General features: G+C 40.5%; 26 protein-coding genes. 18 read left to right on the forward strand and 8 right to left on the reverse strand.

Going from position 1 to position 25,787, the window contains the following annotated elements:
* Positions 1 to 17: 17 nt before the first annotated feature.
* The 9 genes from KV40_RS12415 (at position 18) to KV40_RS12455 (ending at position 10,220) form a co-directional block, all read left to right on the forward strand.
* Positions 18 to 2,276 (forward strand): PBP1A family penicillin-binding protein, encoded by a 2,259-nt coding sequence (locus tag KV40_RS12415; protein WP_036481669.1) that lies wholly within the window; start codon positions 18 to 20, stop codon positions 2,274 to 2,276.
* 465 nt (positions 2,277 to 2,741) lie between these two features.
* The gene (locus tag KV40_RS12420; RefSeq protein WP_156114024.1) at positions 2,742 to 4,166 is read left to right on the forward strand and encodes a DUF6745 domain-containing protein; all 1,425 of its coding nucleotides are present in this window, start codon (positions 2,742 to 2,744) and stop codon (positions 4,164 to 4,166) included.
* A gap of 115 nt (positions 4,167 to 4,281) precedes the next feature.
* A complete protein-coding gene (locus KV40_RS12425) occupies positions 4,282 to 4,548 on the forward strand; it encodes a ribbon-helix-helix domain-containing protein (protein ID WP_036481672.1) in 267 nt (88 codons plus the stop codon).
* Between the two features lie 3 nt (positions 4,549 to 4,551).
* Positions 4,552 to 4,908 carry a type II toxin-antitoxin system PemK/MazF family toxin gene (locus KV40_RS12430; protein WP_036481674.1) on the forward strand — a complete coding sequence of 119 codons (357 nt, stop codon included), beginning with the start codon at positions 4,552 to 4,554 and terminating at the stop codon, positions 4,906 to 4,908.
* A gap of 63 nt (positions 4,909 to 4,971) precedes the next feature.
* Positions 4,972 to 5,130: a type II toxin-antitoxin system Phd/YefM family antitoxin gene (locus tag KV40_RS12435; protein ID WP_172657282.1), complete on the forward strand. Its 159-nt coding sequence runs from the start codon at positions 4,972 to 4,974 to the stop codon at positions 5,128 to 5,130.
* Positions 5,131 to 5,213: 83 nt separating this feature from the next.
* Positions 5,214 to 5,591 (forward strand): type II toxin-antitoxin system VapC family toxin, encoded by a 378-nt coding sequence (locus KV40_RS12440; protein WP_052055594.1) that lies wholly within the window; start codon positions 5,214 to 5,216, stop codon positions 5,589 to 5,591.
* A gap of 307 nt (positions 5,592 to 5,898) precedes the next feature.
* Positions 5,899 to 6,255, forward strand: coding sequence for a hypothetical protein (locus KV40_RS12445; RefSeq protein ID WP_052055595.1), 357 nt, complete (start codon positions 5,899 to 5,901; stop codon positions 6,253 to 6,255).
* 288 nt (positions 6,256 to 6,543) lie between these two features.
* The gene (locus KV40_RS12450) at positions 6,544 to 7,956 is read left to right on the forward strand and encodes a serine/threonine-protein kinase (protein ID WP_036481678.1); all 1,413 of its coding nucleotides are present in this window, start codon (positions 6,544 to 6,546) and stop codon (positions 7,954 to 7,956) included.
* 398 nt (positions 7,957 to 8,354) lie between these two features.
* On the forward strand, positions 8,355 to 10,220 hold the full coding sequence (locus tag KV40_RS12455; protein WP_036481680.1) for a fatty acyl-AMP ligase: 1,866 nt from the start codon (positions 8,355 to 8,357) through the stop codon (positions 10,218 to 10,220).
* Here KV40_RS12455 and hxpB read toward each other — a convergent pair.
* On the reverse strand, positions 10,217 to 10,879 hold the full coding sequence (gene hxpB / locus KV40_RS12460) for a hexitol phosphatase HxpB (protein ID WP_036481683.1): 663 nt from the start codon (positions 10,877 to 10,879) through the stop codon (positions 10,217 to 10,219). The genes KV40_RS12455 and hxpB overlap by 4 nt on opposite strands.
* A 60-nt stretch (positions 10,880 to 10,939) precedes the next feature.
* Here hxpB and KV40_RS12465 point away from each other — a divergent pair, with 60 nt between their 5' ends.
* The gene (locus tag KV40_RS12465; protein ID WP_036481941.1) at positions 10,940 to 11,617 is read left to right on the forward strand and encodes a Uma2 family endonuclease; all 678 of its coding nucleotides are present in this window, start codon (positions 10,940 to 10,942) and stop codon (positions 11,615 to 11,617) included.
* Here the strand turns inward: KV40_RS12465 and KV40_RS36965 are convergent.
* The 6 genes from KV40_RS36965 to ispF form a co-directional block, all read right to left on the reverse strand.
* Positions 11,598 to 11,729, reverse strand: coding sequence for a hypothetical protein (locus KV40_RS36965; RefSeq protein WP_256381123.1), 132 nt, complete (start codon positions 11,727 to 11,729; stop codon positions 11,598 to 11,600). The genes KV40_RS12465 and KV40_RS36965 overlap by 20 nt on opposite strands.
* 26 nt (positions 11,730 to 11,755) lie before the next feature.
* Entirely contained in the window at positions 11,756 to 12,577 is an 822-nt protein-coding gene (locus tag KV40_RS12470; protein ID WP_036481684.1) for an ion transporter, read from the reverse strand.
* 2 nt (positions 12,578 to 12,579) lie between these two features.
* Positions 12,580 to 13,416 (reverse strand): prephenate/arogenate dehydrogenase, encoded by an 837-nt coding sequence (locus KV40_RS12475; RefSeq protein WP_036481686.1) that lies wholly within the window; start codon positions 13,414 to 13,416, stop codon positions 12,580 to 12,582.
* A gap of 79 nt (positions 13,417 to 13,495) precedes the next feature.
* Entirely contained in the window at positions 13,496 to 16,525 is a 3,030-nt protein-coding gene (locus tag KV40_RS12480) for a peptidase domain-containing ABC transporter (RefSeq protein ID WP_036481689.1), read from the reverse strand.
* A gap of 12 nt (positions 16,526 to 16,537) precedes the next feature.
* A complete protein-coding gene (locus tag KV40_RS12485) occupies positions 16,538 to 17,278 on the reverse strand; it encodes a peptidylprolyl isomerase (protein ID WP_036481691.1) in 741 nt (246 codons plus the stop codon).
* 203 nt (positions 17,279 to 17,481) lie between these two features.
* Positions 17,482 to 17,967: a 2-C-methyl-D-erythritol 2,4-cyclodiphosphate synthase gene (ispF, locus tag KV40_RS12490; protein ID WP_036481693.1), complete on the reverse strand. Its 486-nt coding sequence runs from the start codon at positions 17,965 to 17,967 to the stop codon at positions 17,482 to 17,484.
* Positions 17,968 to 18,043: 76 nt separating this feature from the next.
* On the opposite strand from ispF, the gene KV40_RS12495 reads away from it, so the two are divergent.
* The 6 genes from KV40_RS12495 to KV40_RS12520 all read left to right on the forward strand — a co-directional run bounded on the left by KV40_RS12495 (position 18,044) and on the right by KV40_RS12520 (position 24,095).
* Positions 18,044 to 18,442: a hypothetical protein gene (locus tag KV40_RS12495; RefSeq protein ID WP_216595605.1), complete on the forward strand. Its 399-nt coding sequence runs from the start codon at positions 18,044 to 18,046 to the stop codon at positions 18,440 to 18,442.
* A gap of 174 nt (positions 18,443 to 18,616) precedes the next feature.
* On the forward strand, positions 18,617 to 19,921 hold the full coding sequence (locus KV40_RS12500) for a hypothetical protein (RefSeq protein WP_036481695.1): 1,305 nt from the start codon (positions 18,617 to 18,619) through the stop codon (positions 19,919 to 19,921).
* A gap of 18 nt (positions 19,922 to 19,939) precedes the next feature.
* Positions 19,940 to 20,536 (forward strand): 3-isopropylmalate dehydratase small subunit, encoded by a 597-nt coding sequence (gene leuD, locus KV40_RS12505; RefSeq protein ID WP_036481698.1) that lies wholly within the window; start codon positions 19,940 to 19,942, stop codon positions 20,534 to 20,536.
* Between the two features lie 138 nt (positions 20,537 to 20,674).
* Entirely contained in the window at positions 20,675 to 21,637 is a 963-nt protein-coding gene (locus KV40_RS12510; protein ID WP_036481700.1) for a pentapeptide repeat-containing protein, read from the forward strand.
* A 233-nt stretch (positions 21,638 to 21,870) separates the two neighbouring features.
* Entirely contained in the window at positions 21,871 to 23,634 is a 1,764-nt protein-coding gene (locus KV40_RS12515) for a S8 family peptidase (protein ID WP_036481703.1), read from the forward strand.
* A gap of 245 nt (positions 23,635 to 23,879) precedes the next feature.
* A complete protein-coding gene (locus tag KV40_RS12520) occupies positions 23,880 to 24,095 on the forward strand; it encodes a DUF5818 domain-containing protein (protein WP_036481706.1) in 216 nt (71 codons plus the stop codon).
* A 46-nt stretch (positions 24,096 to 24,141) separates the two neighbouring features.
* Here KV40_RS12520 and KV40_RS12525 read toward each other — a convergent pair whose 3' ends face one another.
* Entirely contained in the window at positions 24,142 to 24,927 is a 786-nt protein-coding gene (locus KV40_RS12525; RefSeq protein ID WP_036481709.1) for a type 1 glutamine amidotransferase, read from the reverse strand.
* A gap of 223 nt (positions 24,928 to 25,150) precedes the next feature.
* On the opposite strand from KV40_RS12525, the gene clpS reads away from it, so the two are divergent.
* Together clpS and KV40_RS12535 are read left to right on the forward strand one after the other, a co-directional pair.
* Entirely contained in the window at positions 25,151 to 25,444 is a 294-nt protein-coding gene (gene clpS, locus KV40_RS12530) for an ATP-dependent Clp protease adapter ClpS (protein ID WP_036481712.1), read from the forward strand.
* 41 nt (positions 25,445 to 25,485) lie between these two features.
* Positions 25,486 to 25,779, forward strand: a complete 294-nt coding sequence (locus tag KV40_RS12535; RefSeq protein WP_036481715.1) for a DUF2103 domain-containing protein — start codon at positions 25,486 to 25,488, stop codon at positions 25,777 to 25,779.
* The last annotated feature ends 8 nt before the right edge of the window (positions 25,780 to 25,787 follow it).

A 25,787-nucleotide genomic window follows, 5' to 3' on the forward strand; every position in this document is an offset into this window, starting at 1 on the left:
TGCCCTAGAAAAAACTAATGACTAGCAAACCTCCCTCTGGCAACTCGCGATCGCCAATTAGTAAAGCCATTACCAAAGCCGTACGCAATGTTCGAGCTAAAGTTAACTTTGAGGCGATCGAACTTCAGCCAGGAAAACGAGTACCAGAATTGAGAGTTAAAGATGCTAATGCTACCGAACCACAGGTCTATCAGCTAACGGGCGATCGCTATACTATCGGACGTAGTTCTCGCTGCGATATTAGCATTCGCAATGCTGTCGTCAGTCAAACTCATGTAACTTTAAAAAGAAACCAAAAACACCCCCGCGCTTTTATCGTCCAGGATGAAGCATCTACCAACGGCATCTATCGGGGCAAACACCGTTTTAAATCATTTTCACTCTATCATGGAGAAAGCTTTACATTAGGACCGCCAGAACTGGCTGCTGCCGTCGAGCTAAATTATTTTAATCCACCACCTCTATGGCTGTATGCAATTCGCTACGCACTCTACGGCACTAGCGGTATTTTGGGGTTATTAATTTTATTATTAGGTATTGAATGGGCAAAAGTTCCCGTATATCCCCTACCTCAAGAATCGACACGACCCATAGTAGTTTATGCTCGCGATGGAGAAACTCCCATTAATCCTATCGCTCAAAACACTCACCACGAACTAAAAAGACTATCTGACTTTTCTAAATATCTTCCCCAAGCGGTAATTGCTTCAGAAGATAGCCGCTACTTCTGGCATTTTGGTGTCGATCCCATAGGCATTACTAGAGCAGTTTTTGTCAATCTGCAATCTTCAGAAGTGCGTCAAGGAGCGAGTACCATTACCCAACAATTAGCTCGTAGTTTATTCCCCGAAGTAGGCAGACAAACTACCGCAGGGCGTAAGTTAAGAGAAATGTGGGTGGCTTTAAAGCTAGAAACTCTCTATAGTAAAAACCAAATTCTTAAAACCTATCTCAATCGCGTCTATTTAGGTGTAGGTAACTATGGCTTTGAAGATGCGGCACAATTTTACTTTGAAAAATCTGCTGCCGATCTCAATCTTTCTGAAGCTGCTACCCTAGTAGCGGTGCTTCCCGCACCCAATCTTTACAACCCCATAAAAGACTATGAAACTGCGGTAGCTTTGCGGAATCGCATTATCGATCGCATGGTGGCAATGGGTATGGTTAGTGAAGAAGAAGGAGAGCGAGCCAGGCGATCGCGCATCGAGGTCAGTCCCAAAGCTAGAGAAACTCTATCTAATACTATTGCACCCTATTTTTACAGCTATGTGTTTGACGAACTGCAAGCTTTATTGGGTTCGGAAGTAGCAAATGAAGGAAACTTTATCGTTGAAACAGGTTTAGAACCAGAAATACAGCGAGAAGCAGAAGAAGCACTGCGCTATTCGGTAAATGAAGACGGTTCGCGTTTGGGCTTTTCTCAAGGTGCGGTAGTGACTCTCGACAGCGAAACGGGAGAAATAGTGGCTTTAGTCGGGGGAGTTGACTACAACCAAAGCCAGTTTAATCGGGTGGTACAGGCACAAAGACAGCCAGGTTCGACATTTAAAATTTTCACCTATGCTGCGGCACTAGAACAGGGAATAGATCCAGACAAAGAATATTCTTGCGCTCCCGTATTCTGGAAAGGACAGCGTTATCGAGGTTGCGAACGCAGTAGCGGCGACATCGATATGTATCGCGGTTTGGAACAGTCGGAAAATGCAGTAGCCATTAGAGTAGCTCAGGATGTAGGGTTAGAGCGAATTATCGATTTAGCAAAGCAGATGGGAATTGAATCTAACCTAACGGCTTCTCCTGGTTTGGTTATTGGCGAGAGTGAAACCAACGTTTTAGAGATGACTGGAGCATATACGGCTCTTGCCGACAATGGGGTTTGGCATCGTCCCCATGCAATCAATCGTATTTTAGATGGTAGCGACTGTAAAGATCCGAGCGATCGCGATACCTGCCGTGAAATCTACTCTATAGGTGAAGACGAGCGATATTCTCGCGAAGTTATCGAAGAACGAACCGCAGATAGATTGACTAGAATGCTGCGACGTGCGGTAAAAGACGGTACGGGTAAAGCCGCAAATATTGATAAAGGAGAGGCAGGAAAAACGGGAACTACAGATAACAGCGTCGATCTTTGGTTTATCGGTTATTTACCCCGAAAAGACTTAGTAACGGGTGTTTGGCTCGGTAATGACGATAACTCCCCTACCAACGGCAGTAGTTACCAGGCTGCGGCTCTATGGGGTAGATATATGCAAGCGGTATTGGATAATTCTTAATTTAATGGTTGTTAGGTTGTATTTTGCTTAACTGGCAATCGCCAGTATTATATTAGTACTTTTATACTAGCTAATTGATAACAAATAGAATTATCTAAAATGAACGATCGGCTTTCTTCAGAACAGATAGCTTTAACACAGCATTACAGAGAAAAATAGACAAAAATAGCTCTCTGTACCGAACGTATAGACTCACAACAGGCGATCGCTGCTATTAAAGCCGCATACTCTGTTAATGGTTTTAAAGAACCAGAAATCTACATCTGCGAGAGTCCCTACAAAGGAATACAGAAACTAGTCGAACTCGAACAAAGAATTGGAGACTTAGGAGAACGCTTAAATCAAGAGATTCAGCATCATAATCGTTGGTTTTTTACTAACAATAAGAATGGCTCTCGAACTTTGCAGATTCAACTTCATGAGCATTTCAGTGAACCCTTGAGATATCTTGGCGAGCTATACCGTTTGATAGAACAAAAGCTTACAAAAAATTTATATTCTACAGAAGAGGAAGAAAACCCAGAACTTCAAGCTTTATCAGAGCGTCTCACTACTATGTTTAACGATCCTTCAGTAGATGACGAGCAGAAGCTCACAGAAGGACGGCAAGCTATGGCGTATATAGAAAACATATCTAGAGGAATAATAAGACCTCAGCTATTTTACAATAGTATTACTACGAGCAGTCTAGCCGCAGATTATTGTCAGTGGGATTTTTGTTTTTCGGTACTGAAATTGCCTCATCGCCAAGAAGAATGGGAAACATCTAAAGCTCTACTCAAAACTTGTGGTTGGATTTTTCCTTTTAAAAAAGTTTGCGTAATTTGCGATCGCCCTACCAAAATTTCTTTAGATGAAAAAAGACAACTACACGCCTCTGGAGAACCCGCCATAGAATTTTCAGACGGTTATTGTGTTTATGCCTATCGGGGAGCTTTGCAGACTGAACCGCTAAACCCCAAACTAGAGTTGGCTGAAAAATATCAACAAGAAACAAATCCTCGCCTCAGACAAGCGATCGTTGAGAGTTATTCCGTCGAAAACTTAGATGTGGACTGGCTGTTTATGGAGAGCGATTTTCAAGTTCGAGAAATTCTATTTCAAAAACTAGGTTCAGAGCGAATTATAGCCTCTCTACAGGATTCCGATCCCTTTGGTTTGCTACCACAAGCCTTAACAGAAGATGCAGGTTCGTTGTTATGGGTAGCTTTTGCCTTGCTGCAAAATCAAGAAGAACCCCGTATTGCTAAATTCATTCGCGATTCTTCATCCCCAACCATCAACTTAAAACAGTTGAGAGCTTCTCTGATGAGAGATTCATTAGAAACGATTGTAGCTTGGCTCGAACAATATGCTCCTAACTTCGTTGATGATTTTTTACCTGGTTTAGATGAAGAAGAAATTTCTAGGCGACTCGAACAGCTTCCTTTTAAAGTCCCAAGAGAAGTCTGTGAACTATATCAATGGCGCAATGGTATAAGTTCCGAACGAATGCTTTTTGTTTATCACGATTTTTTAGAACTAGAGCGTGCCATAGAGCAATCAGAAATGTTATCCAAGTCTATACCAGAACGCGAACGAGACAACGAGCCTGCTTATCTTTTCCTATTGTTTGAGTTTGAGAGCGAATATTTTGCGGTAGCTGGTGGAGACAAGGTTGTAGAGACTGCCCCTGTTTACCACATTAGCGATATTTTTGAAGTAACACTTGTCTTTAACAGCATAACTACAATGATGCTAGCTTTAGCGGAGAGCTACGAATGTGGATACTATCGAGCAGAAAATCTAGATGAGTTTGGTTCTGTTGATGTCGATTTTAAGCAATTAGCAAGAATTAGACATAAGTATAATCCAGGGACAGTTGAGCCTATGTATCTTGAGGGAGAATAACGAGCAACGATTGAATTATTTTGCATTAAAAGAAATTTTTATAGCTGTTGGAACTCATTCATAAATAATATATATAAAAAGTATGATTATTTGTATAGAGATACAATAAACACCTATGACTAATAATTCCTCAAAACAACGGATATCAATTACCGTAGATTCACAGTTGCTTGAAGAAATCGATCGCCTAACCAAAAATCGTTCTGCTGCTGTAGAAGCAGGTTTGCGGTTGTGGCATAAGCAGCAAATTGAGGAACAGTTAAGAAACTTCTATCAAAATCGTTCCCAGAAAGATATTGAGTTTGAACAAGAGTGGGCGCGATCGACTCAAGAGCAAGCGATCGCCGCTTGGGATGAATTTTCACAGAAACCTTCTGATTAGGAAATGGTTAATAGTGCAAATTTTCCTCGCCAGCGTCAGGTTTATTTATCTAAGGCATTAAAACAATCTGGAGATACAAAGAAACGTCCTGTAGTAGTAGTGTCAATAGATATTCGCAATCAATATAGTTCAACTGTCTTAGTCGTTCCTTTTTCTAGCAATACTTCTGATGCAGCTAATCCCAGTCGTGTCAAGATCGATCGTGGTGAAGGAGGGCTGAATGTAGATTCGGTGGCGATGTGTGATGTTATGACTACTATAGAGAAACGTTACCTAGAAAGCGATCCTTATGGAGAAATAACTTTGGAATCATTTGCACGTATTCAAAGAGCAATTCAAATAGCGATCGGCATTTTTTAATCAATATTATGTTACTGAGAATTAATGTTGAACTTAGCTAAGTTTAGCTAGGTAATTTGCAAAATGAAAATAGCCAACATTCACGAAGCCAAAACTCAACTATCCAAATTAATTGAGTCGGCACTGGCAGGAGAAGAAATTATTATTGCCAAGTCGGGAAAACCTTTAGTAAAACTCATACCTTATCAAGAAGAACCAAAACCAAGAATTCCTGGAGGTTAGGAAGGCAAAGTAACTATGAGCGATGATTTTGATGATGAACTTCCACCCAATCTATTAGCTGCTTTTATGGATGAAGAAGAATAGTGCAACTTCTGTTAGATACTCATGCTCTGATTTGGTGGTTGAGCAAAAATTCCCGACTATCAACACAAGCCTACCAAGAAATTGCCAATCCTCACAATATAGTTTTTGTCTCTGCTGCCTCTGCTTGGGAGATAGCCATCAAAAAATATTTAAAAAAACTAGAAGCACCTGACGATCTTGCAGAACAAATCGAAAAGAAAAAATTTCGGCAACTTCCAATTACTGTCGAACAAGCTCTAACGGTAGAAAAACTACCACTGCATCATCAAGATCCTTTCGATCGCCTACTAATTGCTCAGGCTAAAACGCTCAATTTGACAATTGTTACTCGCGATCGCAAATTCGACTCTTATGATGTCGATCTAATTAAATGTTGAATCTTCAATATCCTATTCTTATGTAAATAAAAATTTTTGTGCGATCGCAATAAACATAATAAGAAATCACAAAAATTAAAAAATAAAGCGCGATATAACAATAATTTATTTAATAAAAAAATAAAGTAATTTAACTGGTAGTTAAGCCTTTTGATAGTTGCTTTTATAATAAATAGCACGAAAAAACACAAATAAATTTGGACATTATTAATATTTGCTAAAGATTGGATTTTAAAACTAAAAACTAGTTGGTTGTTATCAAAAAGCTCGCTAAAATAAGCACATAAAAGCTAATAAATCATTTTTTATGCTAGCTCTCGAACCTATTTTTGAATTTTCACGTAACAATTGTGTAGCTATCTGTGCATTTCTAGTACCAGCTAACTTGTTAGCTACGATCCAAACTATGGTGCTGTTAGGTTTGAGGAAATCGGTACTACTAATGCGGTTATCTGTAGCGATCGCCTCAGTTCTTGCTATAACTTTATTTCTGCATATTTCTACCTGGTTTGTTATTGGTGTTGTTACGCCCGTATCTTTTATTTTGTTTAGCTTGGGAACAGCCTGCTTGCTAGTCAATCTATCGCTTTTAAAATATCGTCAACCGCTACAGTTATGGTTGTCTAGCTGGACTAGAAGACAATTAGCTACAGAAAACGACTGATATTAGGTTTGCTATGTCGCTCAAAGACATAACTCAGGTTATTCCCTGCAACAGCCTGAGTTATTTATCAAAAAGCTTTTAGCTATAAGAAAAGCTTACAGCTATTGAAAGCGACTTAGTTAAAACAAAAACTGTCACAAGCAAGTATTTTTAATGAGAAACTCAAGTTTAAATAGCTAATAGCAGCTAAATAAATATAACGGTTGCCAGTCAAAAAAGTAGAGGGATGGCGATCTAAAAAAGCCTTGTTAAAATAGCTGTGTTTTCTGGAAATAGATAAAACTAGGTATGACTCGAAGTTCGGCTTTACTACGAGATGGTACAATTCTCAGCGATCGCTATCGCATTATCAAGCAAATTGGTAGGGGTGGTTTTGGCAGAACATATCTGGCAGAAGATACCCAACGCTATCGTGAATTATGCGTACTAAAAGAATTTGCTCCCCAAGTAGAAAGCGATCGCGATTTAGAAAAAGCCGAAGAACTTTTTGAACGTGAAGCAGGAATACTTTATAAGCTACGCCACGATCGCATTCCCAGATTTGAAGCTTTACTCCGAACCCGCATCGAAGATAAAAAAGCATTATTTTTGGTTCAAGAATATATCGAAGGCAAAACCTACTGGGAGATTTTAAAACAACAGGGAAAACTAAGCGCAGCAGAAGTAACCGAGTTGATTATAGAATTGCTGCCCGTACTCGAATATATTCACTCTCAAAATTTAATCCATCGCGATATTTCTCCCGATAATTTGATTCGACGCGACGTTGATGGGAAGCCCGTTTTAATTGATTTTGGCTGCGTAAAAATAGCTGCTAATGCCGTATCGAGATCTACAGGGAGATCGATTACTTTAATTGGTAAAAAGGGCTATTCGCCAGAAGAACAAATGCGAAGCGGACAGGCTTTTCCCTGTAGCGATCTTTATTCTTTGGCGGCGACAGCTTTAGTTTTATTAACTAGAAAACAACCTCACGAACTTTACGATCCTCAAAAAGGAAAATGGCATTGGGATAAGGAAATAGAACTAAACTCTTCTTGGCAAAAAATTTTAACCAAGATGTTGGCTTACAATCCTCGCGATCGCTATCAGTCTGTTACCAAGCTTCGTAACTGCATAGAAACACAAACGGAAACACCTCTAGATCTTCTTATTTCTCAAATTCGTACTTTAGTGGTAGCACCCAAAAATATTAGTACCGCTAACATTACTGTTCCCCTCAGCCAAGTAGTTTCTCAAGTTCGCTATAGTGTTTCTCAAATTGCATCTAATGCCACTAATTTTTCGCGACAAGCAACTAGAATACCTAGTCGTAGTGAGTTAAGACAGATAAAAGCTTGGCAATGGGGTTTAATTGTTTCAGGAGTAGTATTAATACCTGGGTTAGTTAGTTTTGCCGTAATTAAAGATAAGCTAATTCAGGCAGATGCTTCACTTATTTCTGACTCTAATTCTAGTAATTTAGCTCTTGATAAAAGAGAACAAAAACGCCAACAGGAAATTTATCAGCGAGTTCTAGCTCTGGAGCTAGAACCAGGAGTTTTTTTTAAAAATGTAGACAACGAGTTTCATCGTCAGTATCCCGAACTAAGAGGAATACAGCTAAGCGATCGCTCAGAACACAAGCGATATCGCTCGGTTTGGTACGATATTGCAGTCAATTTATTGGAGCGACGAGAAAGTGAGCGAGACATACAGTAAATTTTAAAGTATTCCATATAAAGTAGTTTAAAATAAAAGCTAAAAATAGCTGATATCACCAATGCCAAAAAAAGCTTATTTAGCATCACAACTCAGTAGGTTCGAGCTTAAAAAGCGATATCAACAAAGTAAAAATCCAATTGAATCGAGAAGATGGCATCTACTGTAGAAAATAGCATAAGGTTAGACGATTAAAAATAGTGCTGTGGCGGTAGGAATTAGCTATGGTTATGCTCAAAGAATTGTCAAAAATTACAATCAAGACGGAGTTAGAGGAATACGAGTAAAACCAAGAAAAGAGGAAAAACCTACTGGAGGTCAATAGAAAAAAGTCATATTAGACTCGCAATAATTTACAACGATTATTTTTTCTGAATTTTCAATCTTTGTCAGTTACGATGTCTCAAAAACACGATTCTAATCTAGTAGAAATCTTACAACAGCGAGCCATTTCCCAACCTCAGAAGACGGCTTATATTTTTCTCAAAGATGGTGAAAACAAAACAATCGAACTGACCTATCGAGACTTAGAGCAAAGTGCCAGAGCGATCGCCGTACGATTACAGCAACTGACTACTCCTGGCGCGAGAGTTTTACTAATCTATCCCTACGGCGAAGGCTTAAAATTTATCGCTGCTTTTTTTGGCTGCCTGTATGCAGGAGTAGTAGCAGTTCCTTATAATCCTCCCCTCAATCGTTTGAGAGTGACGGAGATGCAGGCACGTTTGCGTTCTACTGAAGCCGAGGCAATTTTGACCGAATCTAGTTTGCTAACTAAGCTTCAAGACCAGTTAGTAGATTTAAAACTAGACTTGCATTGGCTCAATACGGATAAAATTAATCTTAAATCAAGCGATCGCCTAAATTTTCCCGAAATAAATTCCGATAGTCTGGCTTTTCTGCAATACACTTCTGGTTCTACGGGAGAACCAAAAGGAGTGATGGTAACACACCGTAGCCTGATGCAAAGTCAAGAAATATTGAAACTGTCGTTCGGACACAGTTCGGATTTAGTTGGTGTTGGTTGGTTGCCTTTATTTCACGATATGGGTTTGATCGGCAATGTCATTCAACCCATCTATGTTGGAGGCTCTTGTGTGATGATGTCTCCTATTAGTTTCGTCCAAAAACCCCTACGTTGGCTACAGGCAATTAGCCGCTATCAGGCTACTACCAGCGGCGCACCCAATTTTGCCTACGATTTATTATGCGATCGTGCCAATGACGAGCAGTTAGCCAAACTAGACCTTAGTAGTTGGGAATTAGCCTTTTGCGGTGCCGAACCTGTGCGACAAAAAACAATAGAGCGATTTAGCCGTAAATTTGCTCCCTGTGGGTTTCGCGAGACGGCTTTTTATCCCTGCTACGGTATGGCAGAAGCAACGTTAATGATTACTGGCGGAAGTAAAGCCAAACTACTAGTAGTTAAACATTTAGACAAGGCAGCTTTAGAACAAAATAAAGTAGTAGAAAGCGATAATCGCCAGGAAGCAGGAGTAACTACCCTCGTTAGTGCTGGTTATCCCTGGCTAGATGGTAAAGTTGCGATCGCCGATCTCCAAACATTGACTGAGTGCGCGCCAAATCAAATCGGGGAAATCTGGTTTTCTAGTTCCAGCGTTGGTAAAGGTTACTGGAAAATGCCAGAAGTAACTCAAAAAACCTTTCAAGCTCGTTTTCCAAATGGCGATCGCCAGTTTTTGCGTACTGGTGACCTGGGTTTTATCTCTGATGGCGAACTTTATCTTACGGGACGATTTAAAGATGTTTTAGTGTTTTGGGGACGCAACCACTATCCACAACATTTAGAACTGACTGTAGAACAGTGTCATCCTGCTTTAAAAGTTAACTCTGGTGCAGCTTTTGCCATTACGGTAGCGGGTAAAGAACGGTTAGTTATCGTTCAGGAAATCGAGCGCAGCTATCGTAAGTGTTTGCCAGTTGATGCCATAGTCGAAGCAATTCGCTGGGCAATTTTTCAACAACATCTTATCGACGTTTATGCGATCGCCTTGCTCAAACCAGGAGGACTACCTAAAACTTCTAGTGGCAAAGTACAACGCAGTGCTTGCAAAGCTAAATTTCTCGATAATAGTCTGGAGGTTATGGCGCAGTGGCATTTGCCAGAAACTGAAGCCAGCGATATTACTTCTTTGATGCAAAAATACACCAATCCCATGACTTATGTAAAAATGCTTGCTACTAATGCTAGAGGCAGGTTGAGAAGATATTTTTATTTATTAACTAATAATAAACAGAGTTAATTATCATTAAGTCGCTGCCAAACCTCTGTATCTAACTCTTGTAAAGAATTTAAAATATAATCGGCGATCGCAAATTTGGGATTATCTCTTTCTTGTGCTTCTGGTACGGCTATACACTTCATTTGTGCTGATTTAGCAGCTAAAACACCATTTAAAGAATCTTCAATAGCCAAACAATTAGCAGAAGACACACCAAGTTTCTTAGCTGTTGTCAGATAGACACCAGGATGGGGTTTACCTAAAGGTTCTAACTCTGCCGAATACACTTCTGCAAAAGTATCGGTCAAATTTAGCTTGTTCAATACCACATCGATAATTTTATATGCCGAAGAAGAAGCCAAAGCAATTTTGACATTTTGTTTTTTTACAAACGAAATGGCGCGATCTACTCCCGTCAAGACTTCGCCCTTAGCATAAATTAACTTAATTAACTCAGCTACGACCGCCTCTTGGACTTCTAACTTAGAAAGATTACTCCAAGGATATTTTCGATACCAATACTCTACTACTTCATCGATTCTCAATCCCTTAGTTTGCAAACACATTGACGGCGTAAGAATTATATCTACCTGCTTAAAGATTGCTATTTCTGCTTCTTGCCAAAGGGGTTCCGAGTCAATTAGCAACCCATCCATATCAAAAATTACCGCTTCAATCATAAATAACTCAAACTACGTCTAAGTTAAGATTGTAAGGTGGCTCGCGTAGGAAAGATCGAGATGATAGCCAATCAAACGAATGCTAAGACTTCTATTATTCCCCCTTTGGAAAACGGCGATCGCCTGACACGTAATGAATTTGAACGGCGTTATGCAGCAATGCCTCATCTCAAAAAAGCCGAACTAATAGAAGGAGTCGTCTACGTGCCAGCAGCTTTACGTTTTAGAAGTCACGGTCAACCTCATGCCGATCTAATGACATGGTTGGGAGTGTATAAAGTATTTACACCAAGAGTAGAGCTAGGAGATAATCCTACCGTTCGCTTAGATTTAGACAATACTCCTCAACCCGATGCAGTTTTGTTAATTGAAGGCGGACAAGCCATAATTAGCGATGATGACTACATTGAAGGCGCACCAGAACTAATCGTCGAAGTGGCTGCAAGTAGTGCTGCCTATGATTTGCACGATAAAAAACGGGCATACAGACGCAATGGTGTAAAAGAATATTTGGTTTGGCGAGTATACGACAGAGAAATAGATTGGTTTTGCCTCGAAGCGGGAGAGTATATAAAGTTAGAAGCTGACGAGCGAGGTGTTACTCGTTCTGTAGTCTTTCCTGGCTTGTGGTTAAACATCTCTGCTTTATTATCGGGGAAAATGAATGAAGTGTTAGCAGTATTGCAACAGGGATTAGACTCAACCGAGCATCGAGAATTTATTCAGCGTCTTGCGTAGATGCGATCGCCTCTTCCAAAATATCGATCGCATTAGCTAACTGGTCTGCATAAGCAGATTCTATCTTATTAAAGAAAGCTCTTTCTAATTTTTTAACAATTTGCGATCGCATCTTCTAATTCTTGTCGATAATCGATACTAGCCTTCATTTTCTTCAGTATCTAACTTCGTGCCGCATTGTTTGCAGAATATAGCATCGGGTTCGTGACGAGATAAACCACAGTTGTGGCATTTTTCTTCTACTGACGTAGCGGTTTTAACCACTAGTCCAATCAACTCACTAAGCTGCCAGGGAATAAATAATACCCCTGTAAAAATCATTAGTACGGTCATGGCTCTACCTGCTTCAGACAGCGGAGTAACGTCGCCATAACCTACAGTGGTCATGGTAACTACCACAAAATAAAAAGCATCGAAAAAGTTTTCTAAGCCACGATCGTTTACCTGATGTTCTACCTGATAAATCAAACCAGCATAGACAAAAATTATCGAAAATAGAGTTAAAAAAATTCGAGCAAAAACTATACTATCTTGAGCTTTAATACCAAACAATTCGGTTTCAAATTGCCAAAAACGAATTATTCTTAAAATCCGAAACCAACGAAAAACCCGAATAAAGCTAATATTGATAAAACCAAACAATAAAGGAGAAATAGCTAATAAATCTATAAAAGAAAAGAAGCTCAAGAAAAATTTAGTTTTATTAGGTGCAGACCAAAACCGCAAACAATATTCTATAGTAAATATTATTAAAATCAGGCGATCGCAAATTTCTATAATGTTTCTGAGGCGATCGGAAATTGGATATGTCTCGGCGACAAAAATTGCAGAAGAGAGCAAAATTAAACCGAGAATAATCAAACTAAACCATAAGCCAACAATCGTTCGCGTATCTTCTAAATAAAAAGCGACCTTTTCTTGTAAAGAAAGTTTATTAGTTAATGGAGAATCGCTGGACACGTTTAGTTTAAAAATTTTGGTCTGGCTTGTTGATTGGTTTGCAATATTTGTTCTAAATTATCCCAATTTTCAGCTTCTATAAGTGTAATAACTTTATCTAAACTCTGACGATACTTTACAAGCGATCGTAATAGTTCTGCACGATTGTATTTTGCCATCATTATTCCTAGTTCGGGATTGCCGCCTCCTACCCTGCTAGTATCTCTAAAGCCAGAACTGGCAAGCTGTTTGGCTAATTGCAAGATTTCTGGTTCGTCAGACAGACAAGATGTAATTAAACTGGTACTTACCATCACTGGTAAATGAGAAATCCAACTGACAGCGCGATCGTGTATCTTAGCATCACAGATATAGGGTACGGCATTTAGAGATAGGGCGATCGCTTTTAATCTTTCTACAGCTTCGGGAGAAGTATTCTTGTCAGGAGTAAAAACATAAGATGCATCCACAAACAGGTTGGATTGCGCTGCTTCGATGCCGCTTTCAGCCGTCCCTGCCATTGGATGTCCGCCGACAAAGTTAGCCCACAACTGAGAACAGGTTTCTACTACGGGCTGTTTTACCGAACCTACATCGGTAATAATGGTTTGAGAATGAAGATGGGGAATTATTTGTTCGATTGTAGGCGCGATCGCTTTTATTGGCGTACAAACAAAAACAATTTCCGTCTCGTTGAGAATATTTGAGTTCGTACTAGCTAGATCTACTATTTTTCTTTCTAAAGCGATCTTGCAAGTTATTTCTTTACGAGATATACCAAATATTTGATGTCCCTGCGATCGCAAATCAATTGCCAGAGAACCACCAATCAAACCCAAACCCACAATACCAATTTTCATCATTATCCAAAATGGCGATTTAAAAAGCTATAAGCAAATTAAACCCAAGCTTATAGCTTATAGCTACGAACAAAGTGAGTTAAACTGTCGATTCTTGTTGCTGATAGAGGAAATGATAGCGTCCTCTAAGAGCCATTAATTCTTCGTGAGTTCCCTGTTCGACAATCGAACCTGCGTCCATCATCAGAATTGTATCGGCATTTTTAATTGTTCCCAAACGGTGAGTGATAAAGAACACGGTGCGTCCCTTCAAAGCTTCTTTCAGATTGCGACAGACTTCTTGTTCGGTAGTGAAGTCTAACGCACTGGTAGCCTCGTCTAAAATCATCATTTGAGGGTTCTGCAAGATCGTACGAGCGATCGCAATTCTCTGTCTTTGTCCCCCAGAAAGGGAAGAACCCCTCTCACCTACTTTGGTATTGTAGCCGTTAGGCAAATTCATAATAAATTCGTGAGCGGCAGCAATTTGAGCGGCGGCGATAATTTCTTCGGTAGTAGCATCGGGATTAGTTAGGGCGATGTTGTCGATAATTGTGCCTTCAAACAATAAAGTATCTTGCGGTACTACTCCAATTTGACGGCGCAGAGAATAAAGTTCGACGCGGTTGATATCGTAACCGTCAACGAGAATCCGACCACCTAAAGGTTCGTAAAGCCGCGATAACAGCTTGGTCATGGTACTTTTACCCGCGCCGCTTTCGCCGACAATAGCCACAAACGTACCAGGAGCAAATTCAACGGTAACGTTATTTAACTGTAAAGGACCTGAATTTTTAAAGCGGAAAGAAAGATTGTCATATTTGACTCTACCTTCGATTGCTGGCATGGGAATATTGTTGCGGTCTTCTTCTCCTTCTTCTGGATGATCGACAATATCTGCCAAGCGTTCCAAAGATAGAGCGGTTTCCTGGAAGTTTTGCCACAGTTGCGCTAACCGCATAATTGGCTGCGTTACATAACCAGCAATAATTCTAAAGGCAATTAATTGCCCTAAAGTGAGCTTGCCGTCGATGACTAAAAATGCACCCAAACCAATAATCAAGACGCTAGATAGCTTGTTGAGAAACTGACTGGTGGTGCTAGCGATGGTAGAAGTAATTACTGTTTTAAAACCCGTAGAAACGTAGCGAGCATAGCGTTCTTGCCATTTCCAGCGCGATCGCAGTTCGATATTCTGGGCTTTTACGGTTTGAATTCCCCCCAGTACTTCTACCAAATAAGACTGGGTTTCGGCGTTGCGTTCGGCTTTAACTCTCAACTGGCGGCGAATAGTTGGCGAGAAAATTAAAGTTAAAGCGACAAAGACGGGAACGATTGCTAGAGATACTGCTGTAAGTAAGGGACTGTACAGCACCATAACTATGACATACACTACGGAAAATACCGCATCCAAAACCACTGTCAGCGCGGTTCCTGTCAAAAACTGCCGAATTCTTTCTAGTTCGTTGACGCGAGTAGAAATTTCACCTACAGGTCTGCGCTCGAAATATCGCAATGGTAGTCGCAACAGGTGATCGATAATCTCCGAACCTAAAGTCAAGTCTACCCGATTGGTAGTATCGACAAATAAGTAAGTACGCAGAGTGGTAAGCAAAGCTTCAAAAATGTTGATAACAATCAGGAAAAAGACCAAATAACCCAGAGTATCAACGCTATTTTGGTTAATTACCTTATCGATAATTACCTGAATCATTAACGGGTTAGCTAAGGCAAATAGCTGTACGAAAAAAGAAGCAACAAAAACTTCGATTAAAATGCGCTTGTATTTAGAAAGAACGGGCAAAAACCAACTCAAACCAAAGCGTTCTTGTGGGGTTTCTTTGGTTTTTTTCAACAGCAGAATTTCTCCACCCTCGCCCCAACTCTTGGTAAATTCAATCGGTTTTAAACGGCGGATTCCTAATTCTGGTACGGCAATAACTAATTCGTTCTCGTTGAGTTCGTAAATTAAAGCCAGGCTATCTTGCCAGCGCACCAAACACGGTCCTTCGATACGAGTAATTGCATTAGCAGGAATACTAACCAGTTGAGGATTGAGTCCCATCAGTTCTGAAATCGCACCGCACAAGGGAAGAGAAAGACTTCCCGTTCTTTCTAATTGTTCTGAAAGCACGCGGCGAATCACTTCCTGACGAAACGGCATTTTAAAATACTTGCTCAACATTTGAAAGCAAGCAACGCCAACATCTAGAGTGGTTTTACCACCAATAAAAGGATAGTTTTTCGGTTCCGAAGCAGTAGGTTCTGAATATAGAGTTATCGATTTATCTTCTGGCAGAGGACCCTCTGATTCATCAATTTCACCAAAATCTGGCGCAACTAATTCATAGCTATCTGGTTCTGTTACATTCTCTGCTGTCTCGGTATCTTCTTCTACAAACCATTTACTTTTAGGTATAGAAATCAAGCGAGCGGGTTTGTCTCCCGCAATGTTAATGGTACGACGCTCTTTAGTAAACTCCAGTCGGCTACCGACAGGAAAATCAGCAATCTCGCCACCACCACTAACTAACCAGATGCGCTCGCCATCTCGTAAAGGCGCAATTATCTCGCTACTTAGTTGATGTTCGCCTGGGGGTAAATAGTAAACTTCAGCCCGTGCTGCTATTTCGTTTGCCAGTTGAGAAAGTTCTACATCTCCCCGCGCCTGGCGTTCTAATTGAATAGCTAACAGATCGAATACTTCAACTTTGGCAGCTTTAGCTCTAAATTCTTGCTGTAGGTGAGGGTATTGCGCCAGCAGCTTCAAAAAGTCTTGATTGTCAAGAGCGAGACAAACTACTTCGGTACTCGCCATTGCCGTTTCACAAGGGACACCTCTAGCTAAATTTACCCAACCAATAATTTCTCCCGGTTTGAGTTTGTCGAGGGTAATAGGCATTTTAGTGTTGGGATCGTAACCTAATACTCTGACTTCCCCTTCAGAAATAATCGCTACCTGTCCCTGCATTTTTTCGCGCACAATCATTACTTTTCCCATACCAAATCTCATTGGTTTGAGTTTGAGTGCTAACTTGGCAAGTGCCTCTTGGGGAAGCTGATTGAACTGAGGAACTAATGACAGAAATTGTTCGACAACTTTGGTATTAGTACTGTTAGTATTTGTCATATTAATTAAGCCTTAACTAGCGACTGCGCTGGGTACAAAAGACACTTTATTTTTAATTTCTTCGTTCAGCCATTGTTGAAATAGTTCGTCTAGCATTCTCTGCCGCGTGGGTGAGTCGAGTTGGGCAGAAATGTAGTTTTCAAGCCGCAGAATTATAATCCATTCGCCGACGCGTGTAGGGGGAATTAGCTGACCTGGTTGGGAAGTGGCTAGAATTTGGGCTATTTTAGGATGGGGCGCGTTAATTTCCACAGGACCGATCAATCCTCCTGTTTGGGCTTCCGTTCCCTGAGAATATTTCATTGCCAACTCTTGAAGGGTATTATCTCCTTCTTGAATGCGAAAATAGAGTTCTTGAGCAATTTCAGTTTTGTCGATCCTAATTAAAGAGTAAACTACCCGATCTAGTTGGGGTTTACGTTTGACAAAATGGGCTTCAACTTTGTTACCCCAGTTAGCTTCTTTAAATTTTTCCAGCCGCAACTTTTTAGTAATTAGCTCTTCTAACTGTTGGCGATCCATTCCCTGTTTTGCCATCCAAGCTTCTACTTCTTCTTCAGAGGATAGCTGACTTTGTTGGTAAAATCCCTGATATGCCCGCTCTTTTTCTTCTGGGGTACATTCGACATCAGCGATCGCGCGATCGACTACAATTTCTTGCGCCAATCTCGGTAACATTTGGTATTTTGATAGCAAAGGTGCTAAATCCTGAGCCGTGTAAACTTTATCGTCTATTTCTAAAATTACGCTCATATTTTCATTGAATTTGAGAGAAAATTATGCAATAAAAAAATAATTTTATACTTGTATTATTAAGTGAAAATTAGCAGAATTTTAGTCACATAAATTAAAAATTTATTAATCTTGGTGAATTTCTCTAGCTCGATTCGGCTATACAAACTTAACCTAATTTGTTAAGAATGACACGCTTCAAACTGCTCTAAGTTTTAAAAAGTTTATCCTTGAAAATTACAAAGTAGCACTACAGCATAAACGCAAATAGCCTCTTCTCTGCCTATGGCATCTAACTTTTCGTTAGTAGTAGCTTTGACGCTTAAGCGATCGACACTGATGTTCAAAGCTGCTGATAGGCGATCGCGCATTGCATTAAGGTGAGGTTTTAGTTTGGGACGTTCGGCAACTATAGTCGAATCGATATTATTTATTTGCCATCCTCGAGCATAAACTAAATCAGCAACTTTTTCTAATAATTTTATGCTGTCTGCACCCGCCCATTGCGGCTCGCTGGGAGGAAAATAATGTCCGATATCTCCCATACTCAAAGCTCCTAACATTGCATCCATAATGGCATGGGTTAGCACATCAGCATCGCTATGTCCCAATAAACCTAAATTGTGGGGAATTTTTACTCCACCCAAAATTAAAGGTCGATCCGCTACTAGTTGATGGAGATCGTAACCATTACCGATCCGAATATTCATTTTTCTCAATTATTTTTCAAAGGTATAGGTATAGATTGAATTATCCTAGATTAACTACTAAGCAAAGATAAAAATTATGCTAAATCGCAAATCTATTTCCAAATTGGCAATTTATTGCGGCGTTGTAACCGCAGGTATCTCTACCGTAAATATTGCACCTGCCTCAAGTCAACTTTTTCCTCAAGCATGGGTAACATTGGGCGGTAATGAAGGCGATTTCACTTACGGTGCAGGAGCGAGATTTTTAAATGTTGGGGTAGAAGTCGGTACGGGAAAAGAAGGTGCTACAGGCGGAGATGTTCTAGCTTTTTTGCCCCTACCTGCAATTTCTCCTTACGTAGGATTGGGAATTTACTCTGGTGACGATACGGTAGCTTATTCTGGAGGAGTACATTTTGGTAAGGGACATTTGGTTTTAGGTGCGGGATATCACTCAATTCGCGGTTTTAACGGCAAAATCGGTTTTCGGTTTTAACCCCTAGTTGCGCCGATAAGCAGAAATTGGGAAAACGATAGAATAAATAAAAGCTATTAGCTCTAAGTTTTATCTTTAAAAAGTGATTCGTTTTGAAGCTGTTATATAGCTTAGAGCTAAGGATATACAAAATTGGTAAAGCACTACTCGATTATTTAACTTAATTTCAAAAGCATGACTCCCAATCCTCAGCTTCTTCAGTCAGTAGAGCAGCTAAATTATCGCGTTACCGTTGGTGATGTAGCAGCCCAGGCGGGAATAGAACTAAATCTGGCACAACAAGGACTGTTAGCCTTAGCAACCGATGCAGGAGGACATTTACAAGTTGCCGAGTCGGGAGATGTAGTGTATCTATTTCCGAAAAACTTTCGCTCGATCCTGCGTAATAAATACTGGCAAATGCGCTGGCAACAGTGGTGGGGCAAAGTATGGCGGATTTTATTTTATATTATTCGCATTTCTTTTGGCGTTGTTTTAATTGCCTCGATCGCGCTAATGTTAGCTGCGATCGCCATTATTGTTATTTCGGTTAATTCTAGTCGTGATGAGGATAATCGAGGTGGCGGTAGCTTTGGCGGTGGTAGTGGCTTTGTCTTTCTGCCTCGTTTTTGGTTTGGACCCGATCTTTTTTGGTTCTTTAGTCCCAACTACAGTTCTCGTCGTCGTCAACGCCGTAGAATATCGCCTGGAAATAACAACCAAATGAATTTTTTTGAGGCGATCTTTTCCTTTTTATTTGGCGATGGTAATCCTAATGAAGATTTAGAAGCGCAACGCTGGCAAACTATTGGTGGAGTAATCCGCAATAATAAAGGCGCAGTAGTAGGCGAACAAATCGCTCCTTATGTCGATGGAACCGACGAATATGAAGACTATATGCTGCCAGTTCTAAGCCGTTTTAATGGTTATCCTGAAGTTTCGCCCCAGGGAGAAATCATCTATTATTTCCCCGAACTACAGGTGATGGCAAGTCAACGGCAAAAGCGATCGTCTGTAAGCTATCTGCAAGAGCAACTATGGCGTTTTAGTCAGGCTAGCAGCAATCAAATTATGCTATCGGTTGGCTTGGGCGCGCTAAATTTAGTTTTAGCTTTGGTATTGGGTTCACTGTTAAGAGATGGGACGATTGCCGCCCAATTAGGAGGTTTGGTCGCTTTTGTGGGTTCTATTTACGGCATCTTATTAGTTTATGGTGTTGCCTTTTTAACTATTCCTCTAATTCGCTATTTCTGGATTCAAAGGCGCAACCAAAAAATTGCCGCACGCAATCAACTACGCGAACAAAGAGCGATCGCTTTAAATAATGCCGATACAGCTTTACAGCAGAAGATCGTCTACGCCAGCCAGTTTGCCCAACAAAAAGTAATCGGCGATCGCGATCTGGCATATACTACTGAAACCGATCTGTTAGACCAAAATATTGAGAATGCTGACAAAATCGATCGCGAGTGGCAACAAAGATTACAATCTGATTCTTAAAGCTTTTTATTAAATACGATGACTAAAATCAATCATATTTCTGGTAAAGGTATACCCGTAGTAGGTGATGATATTGATACCGATCGCATCATTCCTGCTAGATTTTTGCGCTGCGTTACCTTTGACGGTTTGGGAAGCCATGCTTTTGAAGACGATCGCGCCTCGTCAGCAGGAAAACATCCTTTCGATTTGCCTCAATATCAAGAAGCAAATATTTTAGTAGTTAATAACAATTTTGGCTGTGGTTCTTCTAGAGAACACGCACCCCAGGCATTAGCCAAGTGGGGGATTCGGGCGATCGTCGGCGAGAGCTTTGCCGAAATTTTCTTTGGTAACTGTGTGGCTATAGGCGTACCTTGTGTAGTTGCCTCCTCAAAAATCGTCCAACAGCTACAGGCAAAATTAGCAGATTACCCCCAGGCAGCTATGACAATAGATCTGGCAGCCAAGCAGGTTACTTGTGACAATTTAACTTTCCCCGTCGAAATGAATGAAGGTTCGCGACAAATGTTTATCGAAGGAACCTGGGATAATTGCGGTCAACTGATAGCCGATTCTAACAGCATTCGCACTACGGCTAATAAATTACCCTATCTTAATTGGCAAAGCGCGTAATTTTCAAATAGCTTTTGGCTTTTGGCTTTTGGCTAAAAGCTACCGCGAAGCGGTTATTAGTCGTTTGTTGTTTTTTATAGAGCGATCGGGAACTATATAAGCTGTAGTAAAAATAACAATTTGCGATCGCGATCGATCATGACCAATGAAGAATTACTCGAAAAGTATCAAACGGGAAACAGAGACTTTAGCCGCAGCGATTTAAGTAGAATACAAATTATTCAAACGAAACTTCAGTATATCGATCTCAGTCGTAGCGAACTCGATTGGGCTAATCTTAGCGGTACCGATTTATCCTTTGCTAATTTAAATCGTGTTGACTTGGTAAATGCCAGATTAATTAAAACACAACTGATTGAAGCAAATTTAAACTGCGCCGACTTAACTAACGCCGATCTTAGCTGGGCAAATTTAGAAGGTGCGATTTTGGTACGGGTAGATTTTAGTGATGCCAATCTCAATCAGTGTTCTTTTAAAAATGCCGATTTGCGAGACGCTAATCTGAGTGGTGCCAATCTCAGCGGGGTAAATCTCGAAGGGGCTAATCTCAGCCGTGCCGATCTCAGTGATGCCAATCTCAGTGGGGTAAATCTCGCTCATGCCAATTTGAGTCGTGCCGATCTCTCTCATGCCAATTTAAGTCAAGCTAACTTAACTAGAGTCAACCTCAATAAGGCAGATTTAAGTGAAAGCAATTTAAAACAGGCTAACATGCAGCGATCGATTATGAAGGGAGCAAATTTACGCAGTGCTAACCTCAAGGGAGCTAGTTTTTCTGGTGCGGTGTTAAAAGAAGTAAATAGCAGTCTGGCAACGATATCGGAACTCAATCTACCGGGATTTAACCGTCCGTCTAGATTGGATTTACGCTCGGCAAATCTCACCAATGCCAATTTGTCTGGAGCTTGCCTTGAAGATGCAAACCTTAGATTTGTCTCATTATATAAAGCAAATTTACAGCAAGCTAATTTTAATAGTGCTAGCCTGATTGATGTTTACTTACGAGATGCAGATTTAAGAGGGGCTATTTTGCATCAATGTGTTCTTAGTAATGTTAACTGGAAAGATACGGTGATGCCCGATGGTAGTATTCATTTATAGCAGTCCGATCCTTAAATAGTTCAAAATTAAGCCAACTAAATATATATTTGTCAAGATTGTTCGCAACAAAACAGTTTTAAGAATTACTATATAAATATTTCTTATTGCCAAAGCAACTTAAAATAAGATTCCAATTTGAAGAAATCCGCTCTAATTAGGATCGTCTGAGGACAGAATTATTTGGGATTGAGTTACCGTAGTTAAAAATTAAGTACTAACCTGGGGAAGTAGCAATGAAAAAATTTGTGCTGCTATGTCTATTTATATTGGGAATTGGCTTTGCATTATTTAATTTTAAAGGTTTGGCTCAAGGAGGAGAATTTGAGTCAATTATTATTGATTTTAAAGAAGATATACCTATAACTAAGATAAGTGAAGATATTCAGGATATTTCGCAACAATACGGGCGATCGCTTCGCTTAAACAGCATTTTTTCGATTAATGACCGCGTATATGTCGTTGAAGGAAATAAAGAGTTTTTACGTAAGTTGAAGCGATCGCCTCTAAAAAAACAAACAGAATATATAGAAGCTAACTATATATACCATCAGTTTGACGCTCCCAACGACCCAGAATATAGCAAACAGTGGAACTTTCACAACATTAATGTCGAACAGGCTTGGGATGAAACCAAGGGTAATGGCGTTACCGTAGCGGTAATCGATACGGGAGTTACCCAGGTACCAGATTTAAAATTAACTAAGTTTGTTAAAGGCTATAACTTTGTTAGCGATAAAGTTGATGCTGCTGACGATAACGGTCATGGCACTCACGTAGCGGGAACTATCGCTCAATCTACCAATAACGGTTATGGAGTTGCGGGAATTGCTTACGAAGCTTCGATCATGCCGTTAAAAGTGCTGTCGAGTAGTGGCGGGGGAACCGTTGCCGATATTGCCGAGGCAATAAAATTTGCTGCCGACAATAATGCCGATGTAATTAACCTGAGTTTGGGCGGTATAGGTTCTAGCCATTTAATGCAAGAAGCCGTCGATTATGCCTACGCTAAAGGCGTAACGATTATTGCAGCCGCAGGTAACGAAAACCGAAATTCTGCTTCTTATCCCGCCCGTTACCCCCACGTAATGAGTGTAGCTGCTACCGATGCTACTGGAGTAAAAGCTCCCTACTCTAACTTTGGTGCGGGAGTTGATATTTCTGCCCCTGGAGGCAGCGAAGCAGGAAAGATTTTGCAAAATACCGTCGATCCTAGTAGCGGTAAGTCGGTGTTTGTCGGTTTTCAGGGTACGAGTATGGCAGCACCTCACGTTGCAGGTGTAGCAGCTTTGGTTAGAGCTAGCGGTATAGAAGAACCAGCAGAAGTAGTAAATATTCTCAAGCAATCTTCTCGCAAAATCAAAGAAGATCCCTTAAACCATTTTGGTGCGGGTCAATTGGATGCTGGTGGCGCGGTAAAACTTGCCCTCAAAGGTCAAATTACCTTTAAAGACTTTTTCCGTTGGTTACGCAATAGCGGCTATCTCAATCCTGGTTTCTGGCTAGATGGCGGTGCGGTTGCTTTTTTACCAAAACTGGCAATGGTCATCGGTTCTTACCTGCTGGCTTGGTTTTTACGTAACTATTTACCGTTTACTTTGGGTTTAAATAGCGGTTTAATTTTGGGCAGTTCGGGCTTGTTCTTTTTACAGGGACTATACATTTTCGATCTACCTCAATGGCCTCTACGTCTGTTTGGTAGTTCGATTCCCGAATTGGGTAATGTCGTTAGAGGAACCGCCAGCCTCAATCCCGTGTTTGCCAGCGTTTTAATTCCTTTTGTTTTAATTGTTTTGTTACTCGGACACTCTAGTTGGAAATGGTTTGCTATCGGTTCGAGTATTGGTGTAGCTGCTTGTTTGGCAGTTAGCGCGGCGATCGATCCTGCTGTCTGGGGATTGGGTGCTGGTGTAGCCGCTCGTAGTTTTCTCGGTATTAACGCTATACTCTGCCTTGCTTTGGCTTATGTAGCCAGTCAAAACGAAAAGCAAAGGGCATAAAATTTGTCTTTGCTATGTCGAGCGAATAATTTTTTAGTCTATAAATGGGGAGTTTTTCTCCCCTATTTTTATAGCTATTGTAGAGTAAGTTAACTCACGTTATATTTGCTATTAACTGTCGATCGCTAACTAATACTGTTCGGATAAGCCCCCCAACCCCCAAATTTGGGGGAGCTAAATTTGTAAAAGTCCCCCAGGATTGGGGGATTGAGGGGGCGGATAAAATAACTTGATAGATTAGAACTATGACTGTAACAGGAAAAATAGAAAAAAAGGGATTTGGCTTTGGCACTTGGGCATTAGTAACTGACGATGGTACGACTTACGAACTAAAAGATCCTCCAGAAGAACTCAAGCAAGAGTCAATTAGGGTAGAAATCGAAGGAAAAACCAGAGAAGACGTAATGACCATTGCCATGATTGGTCCCGTATTAGAAATTGAATCTTATAAAAAACTCTAGGCGCGATCGCTTTTATATACAGCATTTTCCTGAGCAACAATGAAGTCTAAGAGATTTTGGCTAAATTTAATCGTTGAAGCATGGCTTTACGAGCTTCATAAGCCAGAGTATCTGGGAGTTTAATCAAATTGATTTCGGTTTGATATTTTCTTTGTAGGGCTTTTTTTATCAACCAGTCGGCAATAAAAGGATTTTTGGGCAATAAAGGTCCGTGGGCGTAAGTAGCGATCGCATTACCGTAAAAAGCCCCTTCCCAACCATCTTCACCGTTGTTTCCCAATCCGCTCACTACCTTACCCAAAGGCTGAACGCTATTTAAATAAGTTCTGCCGCCGTGATTTTCAAAGCCAATGGCAATTGGTTTTTCACCTAACATTGCCTGTAGTTCTTCAGCGAGAGGAGAAGCGGCAATTTCAAAGACTAAATTACCGATGCAGCGTTTGGCATTAATACCTGGATGTTTGCTAACCAAATCCAACAAGCCCAAGCCTTCAATTCTCTGTCCTAAAGCAGGTTCGTAATAATGCCCCAAAAGCTGTGGCGAACCACAGGTAAATACACCAGGCGTATTGGCTTCTAACATGGTGCGTAGAGCATCAGCTTTTGCTCCTCGCAGATCTCGCATTACGATTTCTTGCTGCCGATCCTGCGCGCCACCACCAACAATCAGATCGACTCGCTTAAATTCTGCGATCGCTGTTTCTCGTTGTAGGGGAACGATTTCGACTTCCATATCGCGCCACTGACAGCGTTGCTGCAAGCAAATTACGTTGCCGCGATCGCCATAAGTACTCATTAAGTTTGGATATAGCCAACCGATAGATAATTTCATTTTGCTAGTTGTTCGGAATTAATGCGAGCCATGAAGAAAATACAAAATTAGACAATATGAAACTCTTTTATATCTATCTCTGTAAAAAATTGCTAGTTTAATTTTGAACAAAATATTAAAAATAGGTAAACTGTTTTAAGGCTCGCTCTTAATAATTTTCAGCACTTTAAGTTTTGTCGAACATTACAATAGAGTTTTACCGAATTAACAGGATTTATCGCTCATGACTGCTACGCCTACAACTATTAGAGAACGTGCAGGTCAAACCGTAAAAGAACTTTATCCTAACTATAAAGTAATCGTCCTCAATGATGACTTTAATACTTTCAAGCACGTTGCCGAATGTTTGATGAAATATATTCCTGGTATGAATGGCGATCGCGCCTGGGAATTAACCGAGCAAATACACAATGAAGGACAGGCAATAGTCTGGGTAGGTCCTCAAGAACAAGCCGAACTATATCATCAACAATTAAGAAGAGCGGGTTTGACAATGGCACCGTTAGAAAAGGCGTAAAATTAAATAATTTATTAGTTTATGGCGATCGCCCTTTAGTTATGACTGACTCTTCTGACGGTAGGCTAGTTTGGAATCATTCTACTCATCTTCCTGGTTTGATTCCCATTCTAGAAAAGCTAGTTGATTGTGAGGGCATAGGTACTGTTACTCCAGGTAGAATAAAAACCGCTAGAGGTCGCTCTCCTCATCTAAAACTGAGAGTATCCGTACCGATTAGAGGAGGCTATAAAGTTATCGCTCGTCAGGGTAAGACCGTACAGGAAGTTTTTATTCTCACAGTACTAGAACAAAAAGCCTTGGAAAAAGCGATCGCCTCTTTATTAGACTCTTAGCAATAAAT

It is taken from the genome of Myxosarcina sp. GI1, assembly GCF_000756305.1.
Taxonomy (GTDB): Bacteria; Cyanobacteriota; Cyanobacteriia; order Cyanobacteriales; family Xenococcaceae; genus Myxosarcina.

Coding starts and splice junctions, on each gene's coding strand:
- KV40_RS12455 (WP_036481680.1), top strand. CDS start 8,355: ATGTCTCAAAAACACGATTCTAATCTAGTAGAAATCTTACAACAGCGA.
- KV40_RS12500 (WP_036481695.1), top strand. CDS start 18,617: ATGACTCCCAATCCTCAGCTTCTTCAGTCAGTAGAGCAGCTAAATTAT.
- KV40_RS12520 (WP_036481706.1), top strand. CDS start 23,880: ATGACTGTAACAGGAAAAATAGAAAAAAAGGGATTTGGCTTTGGCACT.
- KV40_RS12475 (WP_036481686.1), bottom strand. CDS start 13,416: ATGAAAATTGGTATTGTGGGTTTGGGTTTGATTGGTGGTTCTCTGGCA.
- ispF (WP_036481693.1), bottom strand. CDS start 17,967: ATGAATATTCGGATCGGTAATGGTTACGATCTCCATCAACTAGTAGCG.
- KV40_RS12425 (WP_036481672.1), top strand. CDS start 4,282: ATGACTAATAATTCCTCAAAACAACGGATATCAATTACCGTAGATTCA.
- KV40_RS12430 (WP_036481674.1), top strand. CDS start 4,552: ATGGTTAATAGTGCAAATTTTCCTCGCCAGCGTCAGGTTTATTTATCT.
- KV40_RS12510 (WP_036481700.1), top strand. CDS start 20,675: ATGACCAATGAAGAATTACTCGAAAAGTATCAAACGGGAAACAGAGAC.
- KV40_RS12525 (WP_036481709.1), bottom strand. CDS start 24,927: ATGAAATTATCTATCGGTTGGCTATATCCAAACTTAATGAGTACTTAT.
- KV40_RS12485 (WP_036481691.1), bottom strand. CDS start 17,278: ATGAGCGTAATTTTAGAAATAGACGATAAAGTTTACACGGCTCAGGAT.
- KV40_RS12445 (WP_052055595.1), top strand. CDS start 5,899: ATGCTAGCTCTCGAACCTATTTTTGAATTTTCACGTAACAATTGTGTA.
- KV40_RS36965 (WP_256381123.1), bottom strand. CDS start 11,729: ATGCGATCGCAAATTGTTAAAAAATTAGAAAGAGCTTTCTTTAATAAG.
- clpS (WP_036481712.1), top strand. CDS start 25,151: ATGACTGCTACGCCTACAACTATTAGAGAACGTGCAGGTCAAACCGTA.
- KV40_RS12535 (WP_036481715.1), top strand. CDS start 25,486: ATGACTGACTCTTCTGACGGTAGGCTAGTTTGGAATCATTCTACTCAT.
- KV40_RS12435 (WP_172657282.1), top strand. CDS start 4,972: ATGAAAATAGCCAACATTCACGAAGCCAAAACTCAACTATCCAAATTA.
- KV40_RS12495 (WP_216595605.1), top strand. CDS start 18,044: ATGCTAAATCGCAAATCTATTTCCAAATTGGCAATTTATTGCGGCGTT.
- KV40_RS12465 (WP_036481941.1), top strand. CDS start 10,940: ATGATAGCCAATCAAACGAATGCTAAGACTTCTATTATTCCCCCTTTG.
- leuD (WP_036481698.1), top strand. CDS start 19,940: ATGACTAAAATCAATCATATTTCTGGTAAAGGTATACCCGTAGTAGGT.
- KV40_RS12480 (WP_036481689.1), bottom strand. CDS start 16,525: ATGACAAATACTAACAGTACTAATACCAAAGTTGTCGAACAATTTCTG.
- hxpB (WP_036481683.1), bottom strand. CDS start 10,879: ATGATTGAAGCGGTAATTTTTGATATGGATGGGTTGCTAATTGACTCG.
- KV40_RS12415 (WP_036481669.1), top strand. CDS start 18: ATGACTAGCAAACCTCCCTCTGGCAACTCGCGATCGCCAATTAGTAAA.
- KV40_RS12450 (WP_036481678.1), top strand. CDS start 6,544: ATGACTCGAAGTTCGGCTTTACTACGAGATGGTACAATTCTCAGCGAT.
- KV40_RS12515 (WP_036481703.1), top strand. CDS start 21,871: ATGAAAAAATTTGTGCTGCTATGTCTATTTATATTGGGAATTGGCTTT.